The organism is Corallococcus exercitus, assembly GCF_003611585.1.
In the GTDB taxonomy this organism is placed as follows: domain Bacteria; phylum Myxococcota; class Myxococcia; order Myxococcales; family Myxococcaceae; genus Corallococcus; species Corallococcus exercitus.
Genome location: NZ_RAVW01000260.1, coordinates 1 through 13,383, shown reverse-complemented (window position 1 = coordinate 13,383; position 13,383 = coordinate 1). Strand labels below are relative to the sequence as shown.

The 13,383-nt window shown below is 71.0% G+C and carries 9 protein-coding genes; 6 read left to right on the top strand and 3 right to left on the bottom strand.

The window, feature by feature from the left end; genetic code table 11:
- The 6 genes from D7W79_RS27270 to D7W79_RS27245 all read left to right on the top strand — a co-directional run.
- Window positions 1-1,472: hypothetical protein (locus D7W79_RS27270; protein WP_244221991.1), on the top strand; the 1,472-nt coding region annotated here is incomplete at its 5' end.
- Window positions 1,469-4,741, top strand: coding sequence for an outer membrane protein assembly factor BamD (gene bamD / locus D7W79_RS27265; RefSeq protein WP_120528323.1), 3,273 nt, complete (start codon window positions 1,469-1,471; stop codon window positions 4,739-4,741). The genes D7W79_RS27270 and bamD, both read left to right, overlap by 4 nt.
- On the top strand, window positions 4,738-5,235 hold the full coding sequence (locus D7W79_RS27260; RefSeq protein ID WP_244221990.1) for a hypothetical protein: 498 nt from the start codon (window positions 4,738-4,740) through the stop codon (window positions 5,233-5,235). The genes bamD and D7W79_RS27260 overlap by 4 nt, the downstream gene beginning before the upstream one ends.
- Complete coding sequence (locus D7W79_RS27255; protein ID WP_120528321.1) at window positions 5,232-5,870, top strand: hypothetical protein; 639 nt, start codon at window positions 5,232-5,234, stop codon at window positions 5,868-5,870. The genes D7W79_RS27260 and D7W79_RS27255 overlap by 4 nt, the downstream gene beginning before the upstream one ends.
- Window positions 5,870-7,777, top strand: a complete 1,908-nt coding sequence (locus D7W79_RS27250) for a tetratricopeptide repeat protein (RefSeq protein WP_120528320.1) — start codon at window positions 5,870-5,872, stop codon at window positions 7,775-7,777. The genes D7W79_RS27255 and D7W79_RS27250 overlap by 1 nt, the downstream gene beginning before the upstream one ends.
- Window positions 7,778-7,865: 88 nt before the next feature.
- A complete protein-coding gene (locus D7W79_RS27245; RefSeq protein WP_120528319.1) occupies window positions 7,866-8,579 on the top strand; it encodes a laminin G domain-containing protein in 714 nt (237 codons plus the stop codon).
- A 7-nt stretch (window positions 8,580-8,586) separates the two neighbouring features.
- On the opposite strand, the gene D7W79_RS27240 is transcribed toward D7W79_RS27245, so the two are convergent.
- The 3 genes from D7W79_RS27240 to D7W79_RS27230 all read right to left on the bottom strand — a co-directional run bounded on the left by D7W79_RS27240 (window position 8,587) and on the right by D7W79_RS27230 (window position 13,248).
- The gene (locus tag D7W79_RS27240; protein WP_120528318.1) at window positions 8,587-10,101 is read right to left on the bottom strand and encodes a hypothetical protein; all 1,515 of its coding nucleotides are present in this window, start codon (window positions 10,099-10,101) and stop codon (window positions 8,587-8,589) included.
- Between the two features lie 494 nt (window positions 10,102-10,595).
- Window positions 10,596-11,396: a hypothetical protein gene (locus D7W79_RS27235; protein WP_120528317.1), complete on the bottom strand. Its 801-nt coding sequence runs from the start codon at window positions 11,394-11,396 to the stop codon at window positions 10,596-10,598.
- Between the two features lie 247 nt (window positions 11,397-11,643).
- Window positions 11,644-13,248 (bottom strand): hypothetical protein, encoded by a 1,605-nt coding sequence (locus D7W79_RS27230; RefSeq protein WP_244221989.1) that lies wholly within the window; start codon window positions 13,246-13,248, stop codon window positions 11,644-11,646.
- Window positions 13,249-13,383 lie beyond the last annotated feature (135 nt).

Sequence of the window (13,383 nt, the reverse complement as noted above, 5' to 3'; positions counted from 1 at the left end):
CCACGGACGCGGGCACGCCCGGCCCCACGGACGCGGGCACCGCCGCCGGTGCGCCCGCGCCCGCCAAGGCCGCCGTCGCGGAAGCCCCGCCCCCGCCGCCGCAGAAGGTGGCGCCGGACACCTTCGACAACGCGCTCAAGGCGTACTTCGACGGCAAGCCGCGCGACGCCGCGGGCCCGCTGTACGCGTGGCTCCAGGCCACGCCCCGCACCGACGACAACTACGCCTGGGGCCAGTACTTCCTCGCCAGGAGCCTCATCGACCTGGGGCTCACGCACGCGGGCGCCACGTACCTGGCGCGCATCGCGCGCGAGCGCTCCAACCCCAACGTGCTGCCGCGCGCGCTGGACGCGCTGAAGGGGCTGACGGACCGGCCGCACGACGAGGTGATGATCGACGAGCAGGTCTTCGGCGCGCTCGACCTGGGCTTCCTCCCGGACGAGACGGGCGCCTACGCGCACTACCAGCAGGGCCTGGTGGACCTGCGCGTGGGCAACGAGCGCTGGGCGAACACGCACTTCTCCAAGCTGCCGGAGACGAGCGCCGAAGCGAGCCACGCGAAGTTCGCGCTGCTCGTGACGCGGCTCAAGCAGGTGAAGGATCCGCCGGAGGAGATGGTGAAGGACTTCCTCGCCCTGTCCCAGGACGAGAAGCTCACCCGCGAGGCGCGCAACGAGGCGGCGCTCGCGGTGGCCCGCCTGCGCTACGAGAAGAAGGACTTCCCCGGCGCGCTGGAGGCGTACGGCAAGGTGAAGCTGCCGGAGCTGGACCCCGGCCGCGCCAGCCTCTACCTGGAGGAGGCGTGGACCCGCTACAAGCTGGGCGACCTGCGCGCGGCGCTGGGCATCCTCACCACCCTGGACGCGCCCACCTTCCGCGATGAGTTCATGCCGGACAAGTATCTCTTGCGCGCGCTCATCTTCCGCGACCTGTGCCACTACCTGCCCGCCAAGCGCGCGGCGAAGGAGCTGACGCGCCGGTACGCGGACTCGCTGGAGTCCGTGCGCAACCGCGAGGACCTGAGCCAGGACGCGCGCCTGCGCCGCGCCGCCAACGCTCACGGCGGCACCCAGCGCGCCGCGAAGTTCGTGTCGCTGCTGGACCTGGAGGGCGAGCGCCTGGGCCGCTACGCCGGCAGCTTCGGCGACCGGCTCTTCGGGCACCTGACGCGGCTGTATGACCTGTCCCACGCGGAGGCCGTGCGCGTGTACGACGCCCGCTTGCAGGAGGCCGTGCGCCAGGAGGCGGACACGCTCTTGCGCGCCGCCGAACAGGTGCGCCTCATGGAGTACGAGGTCGGCCTCAAGCTGTACGAGCGCGTGAAGAAGGGCGCCCAGGTGGTGGCGGCGGAAGAGGAAGAGCTGCTGTCGCCCGCGCAGGTCGCCTTCAAGTTCGACAACGAATACTGGAACGACGAGCTCAAGTCCTACCGGGTCCGCATCGAGAGCCGTTGCATCGAGGAAACCCCATGACCGGCCCGTTCACCGGCCTCATCACCGCCGCGCTGCTCGCGGCCGCGGCCCCCGGCCCCAGCGGCCGCGTGGGACCCAACACCAACCCCATCGTGTCCAAGGCGAAGGAGCGCGAGGAGCTCATCGCCAAGTTGAAGCGCGACATCTTCAAGGTGGACCGCGCCATCGGCGAGACGGAGAAGCTCATCTCCAAGAGCCGCAACGCGCCGTACCTGCCGGACCTGCAGTTCCGGCTGGCGGAGCTCTACGTCGAGAAGAGCCGCTACGTGTACTACCTCCAGGCCGAGTCCCGGCCGGAGGGTGCCACGGGCGCCATCGTCTCCCCGGAGACGCGCCTGATGAAGCAGAAGGCGGTGCAGATGTACTACCGCCTGCTGCGCGAGTACCCGGACTTCAAGGACGGGGACCAGGTGACGTTCTACCTGGCGCACGAGCAGCGCGAGCTGGGCCAGTTCGACGAGATGCTCAAGACGCTGGGGGACCTGACGCGCAAGTACCCCAACAGCCCGCTGCGCCTGGAAGCCGAGCAGATTCTGGGCGACCACTTCTTCGACAAGGCGGACCTCGTCGAGGCGGAGAAGCACTACCAGGCCATCCTGGAGCTGCCGCCGTCGCCGGTGCACGACCTGGCCCGCTACAAGATGGGCTGGATCCGCGTGAACCAGGCCAAGCACGCGGAGGCGGTGACGTTCTTCGAGGCGGCGGCCGCCAGCGCGCCCCTGCCCGGCGTGGACGTGAAGAAGGCGCTCAACGTCAAGCGCGAGGCGCTGCTGGACCTGGTCTACAGCTACACGGAGGCCAAGCCCCCCAAGGGCGCGCTCAACTACTTCGAGAAGCTCAGCGAGGGCCGCGCCACGTACGCGCTCGCGCTGGACAAGCTGGGCAACCGCTACTTCATCAAGCAGCAGTACGAGTGGGCCATCCCCGCGCTGCGCAAGCTGATGGAAGTGCAGCCGGACCCGGAGCTGGACCTGGAGCGCGGGCAGAAGCTGTATGACTCGCTCAAGGCCGCCAAGGGCAAGGTGATGCCGGAGCCGGAGGACATCCGCTTCCTCGTGCGCGCCGCGGTGCAGAGCAAGACCGACCCGGAGATCGCGGAGGCGGACCGCAAGAAGCAGCTCGCGGAGCTGGAGGAGATGGCGCGCGACCTGTCCACGCAGGTGCACCTGGCGGCGCAGAAGGCGGACTCGCGCGACCTGTACGTGAAGGCCGCGGACGCCTACCGCGAGTACCTGGGCCTGTTCCGGCCGGAGCAGTACGTGCGGCCCATCATGAAGAACCGCGCGGACGCGCTCTTCGCCGCCAAGGAGTTCCCGGAGGCCGCGCGCCAGTTCGAGGAGCTGGCCCGCTACGAGGACAAGGCCAAGGACGACAAGGCCGTGGACACGGCGATGTACGGCGCGCTCCTGGCGCACTTCTCCACGCTCAAGCCGGAGGAGGCCCAGAAGCGCAACGCCTTCGAGGTCGCCGACGCGCGGCAGGCGCTGAAGCTCCTGGGCGCGAACTACGTGTCGCGCTACCCGCAGAGCCCGCACGTGCTGGACGTGAAGTTCAACATCGCGCGCGCCTACTACGAGGACGGCGAGTACCCGAAGGCGGCGGAGCTGTTCACCGCGTTCGCGCTGGCGCACCCGCAGTACAAGGACGCGCCGGTGGCGGGCAACCTGGCCCTGGACAGCCTGCGGCAGGTGAACGACTTCAAGAAGCTGGACGAGACGGGCCGCAAGTTCCTCGCGTCCTCGCTGCCGCAAGGCTTCCGCGGGGAGGTGCAGAAGATCCTCACGCAGAGCAAGGCCGAGGCCCTGGACGAGCTGGCCCTGCAGAGCGCGCAGGAGACGGGCGACGTCATCGAAGGCCTGATGAAGGTCGCGGACGAGAACAAGAACACGGACATCGGCGAGAAGGCGCTCTACGGCGCGTTCACCGCCGCGCGCGAGAAGCGCGACCTGCCGCGCGAGCGCGAGCTGGGCACGAAGCTGGTGCAGTCCTACCCCAAGAGCCAGTACCTGTCGGACGTGCTGCTGACGCTGGGCCGTCACGCGGCGGAGGCCGCGGCCTTCAACGAGGCGGCCGGCTGGTTCGAACAGGTGGGCCAGAAGCTGAGCGGCGACCTGGCGTCGGTGGACGGCTGGATGGCCGGCGCCCGCCTGCGCATCGCGCTGGGTGAGTACAAGGAAGCGTCCCGCAACCTGGAGACGGCCGCCGAGGCCTCGGGCGCGCGCAAGGGCGAGGTGCTGGCCCTGCTCGCGGAAACGCGCCTGAAGCAGAAGGACTACGCCCGCGCGAAGACGGCGGCGGAGACGGCCATCAAGCTGGACAAGAACAACGTGGCCGCCGCGGCGGTGCTCGCGGAGGTGCAGGCCACCACGGCGCCCACCGCTCCGCCGGACGCGCTCATCTCCACCCTCACCGCCGCGGTGCAGGGCCCCAACGGCCAGACGGAAGAGGCCGCCAAGGGGCTCTGGTACCTGGGCGAAATCCTCTACCGCGGCTACAAGGACCTGCCGGCGGACAAGGTAGAGGAGAAGGTCGCGGCGCTCCAGGCCATGGAGGGCGTGTACACGCAGGCCGCGTCGCTCGGGTATCCGGAGTGGGCGGTGGCGTCGCTGTGGAAGATCGCCCTGGCGTACGGCCACATCGCGGACGTGGTGGACCAGACGCCGGTGCCCGGTGGGCTGTCCGCCGCGGAGACGAAGCAGTTCCAGGACGCGGTGAAGCAGCAGGTGGCGCCGCTCAAGGCCCGCTCCGACGAGGCCTTCAAGGCGTGCCTGTCCCGCGCGGAGTCCCTGGAGGTCTTCAACGCGGCGGTGGTGGGCTGCCGCAACCGCACGGACGTGGCCGCGCTGCCGGTGCCGCAGCCGGCCGCGCCCACGCAGCCCGCGGCGCTGGAGGACCTGCGCAAGAAGGCGGAGAAGGTGCTCACCGCCGAGGCGCTGGAGGCCCTGGGCATGGGCTACCTGGACGCGCACCAGTACGGCATGGCGCAGCTGACCTTCGGCCGCGTGACGGAGCTGCAGGACACGCGCGCGTCCGCGCACGCGGCGCTGGGCTGGGCCATGCTCAACCTGGGTGACGCCATGGGTGCCCGCGCGGCGTACGCCAAGGCGCTGGAGGCGGACCCCACCTACGACAAGGCCCGCCTCAACCTGGCCGCGCTGCGCTGCCGCTTCGGCGACACGGACGGCGCGCGCCGCGAGCTGGCCGTGCTCAAGGACATGGGCACGCTCAACGGCCCGGACGTGGACGCCGGATGGAAGGCCTGCAAGTGAGCGCGCCCTTCCGCCTCATCGCTCCGGTGCTGGCCCTGCTCGTCACCCCCGCGTGTGGTGACGAGGGCGGAAAGCTGGAGGGCAGCGTGACGGAGCTGCTCGACCTGCGCTACCAGCGCACGGAGGCGGCCCTCGCGGAGGGCACGCTGGCGGTGAGCTTCGTCAACACGCAGGGCAGCGGGCAGGACGTGGTGTTGAAGGTGAGCGCGCGGGTGGCGGACATGCTGCCGGACAACGAGTACGCGGGCTCGCTGGACATCGACCTGGCGGAGGCGCTGGAGGACGGCTCGCAGCGGGGCAGCGTGGACCGCAGCGTGCTGGACGAACCGGTGCGTCCCTTCCCGCCGCTCGTGCGCGGCAACCTCTTCGTGAAGTCCCTTCCGAAAACCACCGGGGACCGCGTGTCGGGCGAGTTCAACGTCACCTTCACCAACGGCACCGACGTCTACTCCGGCCGCACCATCTTCAGCCGTTTCGAGGCCACTGCTCCATGAAGCGCCACCTGCTCCTCAGCCTGTCCCTCCTGACCGCCGCCTGCGGCCCGAGCTACGGCATGCGCGTGCCGGACACGCTGGTGAAGAAGCTGCCGTACGAGACGCGCATCGAGCTGTTGGAGGCGGAGAACGACCTGGCGCTGGCCATCGACCGCGTGGACGAGGCCGACAACGAGGTCAACCGCGCGCGCGACAACATCCGCCGCGCGAAGTCCCGCCAGGAGGCCGCCGAGGACGAGGAGGACCGCGCCCCGGACGCGTCGTCGCGCGAGGTGGCGCAGCTGGCCATCGCGGAGTCCGAGTCCCGCGTGGAGTACCTGCGCGCGCACCAGCGCCTCAACGTGGGGCTGCGCGAGGTGGAGCAGCTGTCGCTGCGCTGCGCCTTCGCCCGCTTCGAGCTGGCGCGGCTGACCGCGGCGCGCAAGGCGAAGGTGCAGGGCAGTGAGCGCCTGGAGCCGAAGGACTTCGAGGAGCAGGTGTCCGAGTGCGAGGCCGCGGTGAAGGAACAGCGCGCCAACCTCGCCGGGGACACGAAGGAAGCGCAGGCGGCGAAGGAGGCGTGGGAGGCGAAGAAGGCCGCCCTCGCCAAGAAGACCTTCGACGCGCGTGCCAGCCCGTACGTGGAGAACCTGTGATGACGAAAGCCGGCGTCCTCCTCCTCCAGTTGTTGACGGCCCAGGCCCCTGCCCCGGAGGCGCCTCCGCCGGAGAAGCCCGTGGCGGCTCCGCGCGCGGACAAGCTCCCGGACGACCCTGACGCGCTCTACAAGCTGGGCACGGCCTTCCTGTCCCAGAACCAGCCGCGCCGCGCGGTCGCGCCGCTGACGAAGCTCGTCGGCCTCACGCCGGACGGCGTGCCGGCGAAGGTGGCGCTGGCGCGCGCGCTGCGGCTGTCGGGTGACGTGCCCAAGGCCAAGGCGGTGCTGGACGCGGCGCTGGCGGCCTTCCCGGAGGAGGCCACGCTGCGCTCGGAGCGCGGCCTGCTGGCGCGCATCCAGGACGACACGGATGAAGCCATCACCCAGTACTCGGTGGCGACGGAGCTGGCGCCCAAGGACGCGGAGCTGCGCTTCAACCTGGGGGAAGTGCTCCAGCGCGCGAACCGCACGGACGACGCCATCGAAGCGTACCGCGAGGCGCTGAAGCTGGACGGCGCGCTCCAGGTGGCGCGGGTGAACCTGGGCAAGGCGCTGGCGGAGAAGGGCCTGGCCGCCGAGGCCAAGGAGACGCTGCGCGAGGCCATCCGCCAGAAGGACAGCGACGCGGAGGCGCACTACAACCTGGGCGTCGTGCTGATGCGGGAGAACGACGTCACGGGCGCGTTCGCGGAGTACCAGGCGGCGCTCAAGGCGGACCCGAAGCACGCGCGCGCGCAGAACAACCTGGGCGTGGTGCTGGACGGCCAGGGCAACGCGCGCAAGGCGGCCGAGGCGTTCCAGAAGGCCATCGCGTTGGATCCGAAGTACGCGGAGGCGCACTTCAACCTGGGGCTCGCGTGCTTCCAGCTGGGGGAGAACGCCCGGGCGACGAAGGCCTTCGAGAAGGCGCTGCTGCTGGAGCCGCGTCGCGCGAGCGGCCCGTACACGCAGCTGGGCCAGCTGTACCTGGCGCAGGGCAAGAAGACGCAGGCGGTGTCCGCGTTCCAGAAGGCCATCGAGAAGAGCGCCGACGACGGCAAGAAGACGACGGAGGCCTACCAGGGCCTGGCGCGCGCCTATCTGGAATTGGGCAAGGTGGACGACGCGGTGGCCACGCTGAAGACGGCGGTGGAGACCTTCCCGGACGACCCCGGCACCCGCTCGGGCTACGGCGACGCGCTCAAGGCCAAGGGCGACCTGGACGGCGCCATCGCGCAGTACACGGACTGCGTGAAGCTCCAGCCCACGGTGGAGAACCGGCTGGCCCTGGCGGATACGTACGCGAAGAAGCACGTGGGCGCCCAGGCGCGGCCCCTCTACGAGGCCGTGCTCCAGGAGGACCCGAAGCACCGCGCGGCGAAGCTGGGCCTGGCGGACCTGCTGCTCTCCATGGGCGACTACGCGGCGGCGGAGAAGCTGCTGACGCCCGCGCAGGGCGAGGAGGCGGACACGGCGGCGCTGGCGCGGCTGGGCATCCTGCACTCGCGGCGCGGCCGGCCGGAGCTGGCGGTGCCGGAGCTGGAGGCCGTGGTGGCGAAGGACCCCGCGCAGCTGGAGGCCCGCGCGGAGCTGGGCTTCCTGTACCTGCGCGGCGGTGACGAATCCAAGGCCCTGCAGGTGCTGAGCGACGTGCTGGCGGTGGAGCCGCGCAACTCGCTGGGCCTCCTGTACCTGGGGCACACGCTGTACCGGCAGGGCAAGCTGCCGGAGGCGGAGAAGGCCTTCCGGGGCGCGGCGCAGGTGGACACGAGCGCGGGCGAGCCGCACTTCGCGCTCGCGCAGCTCTTGGAAGCCACCAACCGCAAGCCCGAGGCGAAGAAGGAGTACGAAGCGGCGGTGAAGTTGCAGCCGGACCACGCCGACGCGAAGTCCGCGCTGCAGAAGCTGGCCGTCGACGTGCCGTGACGTGCGCGGCGGGGAAGCCTTCCCGCTCCCCCAGGGGTTGAGTCCGTGCTGGAGTGGCACGCTCACGCAGTCCCTGGGGAGGTACGTCATGAAGGTGCGGATGGGATTCGCCGCGGTATTGATGCTGGGCCCGCTGACGGCGGGCGCGGTGAGCCAGAAGCTGCGCTACAAGTTCGAGTCGGTGTCCGACCCGGTGACCACCGTGGTGGACGACAGCGGCAAGGGCCACACGGGCACCGTGCAGGCGAGCAACGGCGGCACCGTCGTGGTGGAGACGCCGGGCTACGAGGGCCAGGGCGTGCGCTTCCCGGCCGTCTGTGTCGGGACGACGTGCGCGAAGGCGTTCATCAGCGCGGCGGACTCCGCGGCGCTCAACCCGGGCACGGCGCTGTTCTCCTTCGGGGCGCGCGTTCGCGTGACGCTCGCGGAGCTGAGCACGGACCACGGCTCCAACCTGGTGCAGAAGGGGCTCTCCTCCACGCCCCAGTGGAAGCTGCAGCTGGACGACGCGGTGACGGGCAAGCCCAGCTGCGTGGTGCGCACCACGGGCGGCGCGGACGCCGTCATCGTCAAGGCGTCCGTGGGCATCGCGGATGGCGTCTGGCACAAGGTGACGTGTCAGCGCACCAGCACCACGTTGACCATCCTCATCGACAACGTGGCCCGGGGCAGCGCGCTGCTCGCCAGCACCTACGACATCAACCCCACGGGCCAGTCCGTCGGCATCGGGGCCAAGAGCGCCGGGAACAACAACGACCAGTTCCACGGCGCCATCGACGACGTGTACTTCAACATCGATTGAGGCTGGCTCAGGCGACCGCCCGGCCTCCGAAGCCCGCCGCCTCCGACGGGACCGTGAGGGCGTAGACGCGCTCGCGGAACTGCTCCAGCGAGAAGGAGTAGAGCCCCGTGGAGCCCTTCTCCACGCGGGCCCCGAAGTCCTCCTCCGTGCCCTTGGGGTCAGCCGTGGGGCCCCAGGGATTGCGGAAGAAGACGCGGTCGCCTTCCACCTTCACGAAGGTGACAGCGTGGCCGCCGCCTTCCACCGCCGCCCCGTTCGTGTCGAAGGAGATGAGCACCGGATCATTGGGCCCCTTCGGCTGGTACTTGCGCAGGAAGTCCAGCTGGGCATCCCGTGACAGGTCGGTGGTGCTCCAGTCGGTGAACGGCTTGCCGAAGAGGGCGCTGGAGGCCCGGACCATCCCGTCCCCGTACTGCCCCTGATACGTGGTGCCGTCGGGGCGGATGGACTCGTCTCCGTGGGGCCCCTGCACGTGGTACTCGTCCGCGCCGTTGGCGAACTCCATCAACGAGGACTGGAACAGGGCCTCGCTGAACGAACGGTCCAGGAGCGCGTTCTCTGGGAGCGAGTCCGCCTGCAACTCGAGCGTTCCCCCGCCCCGCATGTCCACGCGGCCGTTGGGCCCCGCGAGGCCCGCCACGATGCGCGCGTACTCGGCCGGGTTGTCCCGGACCAACTCGTACTGCATGGAGGTGACGGTGCAGGTGCCAAAGCCCGACTGATTCACCTGATAGGCGCGTGAGGTCTCCTGGAGGACGCCGCGCATCAACTCCCCGCGCCGGGACTCGCCCACGCCTGGATGGAGGGGGCCCTTGGCGAGCCGGGCCAGGTTGGACAGCAGCGTGCCGCCCGTCGCGTCGCGGTCCATCAGCCGCTCGGGCTTCTGGGACAGCACCTTGACCGAGCGGAGCCCTTCATGGCCCGGCGCTTCGGAGAAGACCTGGGCCAGTTGGGTGCGCTCGGTGGGCCCCAGCTGCTTCCACGCGGGGCTCTTCACCAGGGCCTGCGCGCCTTCGGCTCGGGCTTCGGTGAGCCAGGGCTTCGTGAAGGGCTCGAGCAGCGCGTTCTTCGCCGCCTCCGGCTGCCCCTTGAGCGCGCGCATCACGTCGCGCGTGGCCTCCCGGGTGGGCGCGTCACGCTGTTCGGAGCAGGCATGGCGGAGGACCTGCTCGCGTTCGGCCTTGGACAGGTTCGTCTGCGACAGCTGCCGGGTGAGCGCCGGCAGCGCTCGCGCGGTCGCGGGGCTCGTGCTGGGGAAGACGCTGGCCATGAGCTCGCGCTCGGAGGTGGAGGCCTTGCGGAAGTCCGGGTCCCGGGTGAGCGCCGCGGCGGCACGCGCTTCCTTCCCGGTGGGGTGGTTCACGAAGGGCCGGACCAGGTCCGACTGGGCGGAAGGAGGCATCGAGCGCGTGGAGTAGATGACCCGGCGGAGGTCGCTCGCGGCACGCCGGTCCTCGGCGGACTTGCCCGGGTGCAGCGCGGTCTGCTCCAGCCGCTCGCGAGCCCTGTCGGACAGGGGCATGCGGTGGATCTCCCGTTCAATGGTCCGCGAGACCTGCTGCCGCCGTGAACCGGCCGACGGCGTGGCATCCCGCGCACGCACGGTCGTGACAGCTCGCGCTTCGTTGCGGCGGGGGACCTCGAACACGTCGGCCGTCCGGCTCGCGGAAGGATGCGCGGCGGCCGTGGCGCGGTTCGCGGGAGCGGAGGCACCCGCGGCTCGAGCAGGGCCGGGGCGGGCCGGCTCGAACACGTCCCTCGAATGGGGATGGACGGCGGGACGCGGGGGCGCGGCAGGAGCCCTGGCGGGCGCCTTGGGCGGAGGAGGCGGCGGCGCACTCCGCGCCACGGGCGTGGAGTGAGGCTGCGGTCCTCGATGATGAACCTTCGTCATGGGGCCCCCTTTTCAGATGCGATGACGCTCAAACGACTCTACGTGGAGTTCTTTGAAAACCTTCAATCCCACCCTGGCGGGTTTCATGAAAACGAACGGAGTCCTGCCCTGGAGACAGGGGGCTATTCGCGGGATTGCATGAGGGCGTCCGGCAGCGGAGGCCCCGCGGGTGCGGGCCGGGGTGCCTCCGCGAGCGTCCGGCCGAAGCGGTAGCGCGCCTCCGCGTGGACGCCGAAGGACTCACCTCCGGCGCTCGCCAGCAGCACGAGGTCGTCATCGGGGCTCGTGCCCGCGGGCAGGCCCAGGGTCCAGGGCACTTCGTGCGTGTCTCCGTCCAGGACGATGGGCGCGGTGGGGCCTTCGCGGAGGACCGTTCGCGGCGGCACGCGCAGGGAGACCTGCACGGGCGCGGTGAAGCCCGGGCTCCGGTCGAACCGCGCGACGAGCCGTACCGTGTCGGCGCTAGCATCCACCACGCGCCAGGAGACGTGCAGCGGCGCGGGGATGCGGGCCGTTGCAGGGAGCACCGTGGGCCCTGCCGTGCTGTCCGTCACCGTGGCGCCGTCCTCCGGGCCGCGTGTAAGCGCGATGGGGCTGGGGGCTGTCACCGTGTCCGTGGCGTGCGTCTTTACGGGGGTGGGACGGGATTCGTGGCGCTCGTTCGACGACGGCAGGTCCCATGAATCCATTCCGTGCGAGGGGAGCGCCACGGAGCGCGCGGACGCGAGGAGCGTCGGCGACGAGGCGTGGACGGGTTTCTGCTTCGCCTGGGGTGGTGACTCCGAGGCACGCAGTGGCTTCTTGCGCCGCACGCGGTCCGCGCCGGCTGCCATCCCGGCCGACAGCGCTCCGACCAGCGCCAGGGCCAGCACGGCCCCCGCGACGCGTTTCCGCATCAGGGGACGCAGAAGGTTCAGGGGCATGGAGCGCCGGCTTCGCGGCATCGGACGTGGAAGCTTCATGGACACGGGGACACGGGCGCGGGGCTTCCGCTTCGCGGGGACGTCATGGGCAAGCACTCATGCACGGGCGCGAGGCTTCCTCTTCGCGGAGACGTCATGCGCAAGGACTCATGCATTGGCACGGGGCTTCCGCTTCGCGGCGATGTCATGAGCAGGGCCTCCTGGTCCGGCGCCAGCATGGGCCCGGGGATTCCGCTTCGAGGGGGCGTCATGGGCACAAGGGTTCGTGGCTGGGGTACGGGAAGGCGGTGGCGGGTTGCGTGGCCGCGTCCACCAGGGTGCTCGGGAAGCCCTGGCACATCAGCGCGTCCAGAAAGTCCGCGAGGTACGGTGAAGGTTTGCCCGTGTCCACCACGTCCGTGAGCGCGCCCTTCCCGTCCCGCTTCCAGGTGTGCCGCGTGTAGCCGCGCGCCCAGGGCGAACGGTTCATCGCGGGCGCGGCGAGCGCGTCGTACAGGGGCTGGCTCGACGAGGTGCCGGTGGCCGCGCGGTAGAGGATGGCGGCCACCTCGTTCTCGTCCACGGACTGGAGCAGACCGGCTTCCGCGCGGGGCCGCGTCCACGGGCTGACCGAGGAGGCTCGCGCGGACAGGTCCACCCAGAACATCGTCCCGCCCTGCCGGTCGAAGTAGCGTGGGCTGCGGCGCGCGTCCGCGCTGAACCACGTGGCCCAGCCTTCGCTCCAGGCCTGTCCCGGGAAGGTGGGCACGCCCACGAAGTGCGGACCGCCCTCCTCCGGGCTGGTGCCCCGGCTGGCCATCACCCAGTGCCCCAGTTCGTGCATCACCATCGCGTCGGACCACCACGCCGCATCCGAGTCCCCCGGCAGCCACACCTGCGACTCCCAGCTCCGGCCCACCGCCGTCACCGGCCACGGCGCGAAGCACGCACCGCAGGACCAGGTCGTCCCGAAGCCCAGCCACGCCACCACGGGCAGGCCATCGCGCCCGCCGTAGCGCTCGCGCATCCGGCGCCAGGCCGTACCCAGCACGTCGAACACCGCCGCCGCGCCGGACCCCTCGGACTCGGTGAGGGTGAAGACGGGTTGTCCGGACAGCTCGCGCGTCGTGCGCGACCAACTCCAGATGCGGGCCGCTTCGCCCGGCACCGTCGTCACCGACTGCTCGCCAGGGAGCCCGGGGTCCGCCACCGCGTAGGCGACCGCGCCGTCACGTCCCCGTCCCGCCGCGTACACGACGATGCGGTCGTCCTCACCGAACGAGGACGACACCTTCAGCGTGAAGCGGCCCGTGTCATCCGTCACCTGCGAGTCGAGCACCTTCGTGCCCTGGAACGACACGATGAGGAAACCCCGCGCGGGCACGGGGTCCCACTCCAGGGCCCATGTGCGGAACTCCGCATCCGGGAAGCGGCGGGCGTAGCGCACCGTGCCGCTCAACGTGGGCCCGGGCGCGCCACAGAAGCCCCGGCCCGGCGCGGCGTTACAGGCCACGTCACAGGCCCGCGCGACCCAACGGCCATTCGTGCACACCTGCAGGGTCCGCGACTCCGTGCACCGCGAGACACCGTCGACACACGCCGAGCCCGAGACACAGGCGACCTCAGGCGCTTCGACACAGGTCGTGTCCTCGGCGCAGTCCTCCCGGTGCACGGCGCCACCTTCACACCGCTCCAGCACGCGAGGCCCCAGGCACCGTGACGGCGCGGGGAGCTGATCACACGCGAGCGCGGGCCGGGCGGTCTCCTCGGGAAGGGACGTGACACAGGCCGCGCAGGCCGCGCCCTCGCAGTCGGCGGCACAGGACGTCAGCTCCGTCCCCGGGTCGCAGCCCGTGAGACCCAGCAGGGCCACGAGCGCCCAGCACCATACCCAGACGCCGCGTCCCACCAGGAGGAAACCTCGTTTCGAACCAACGCGAGCGAGAAGACAGCACGCACGCCTTGACCCCAGGCAGAGCCGAGCAGACCAAGGCCCCCCTGCCCGCCC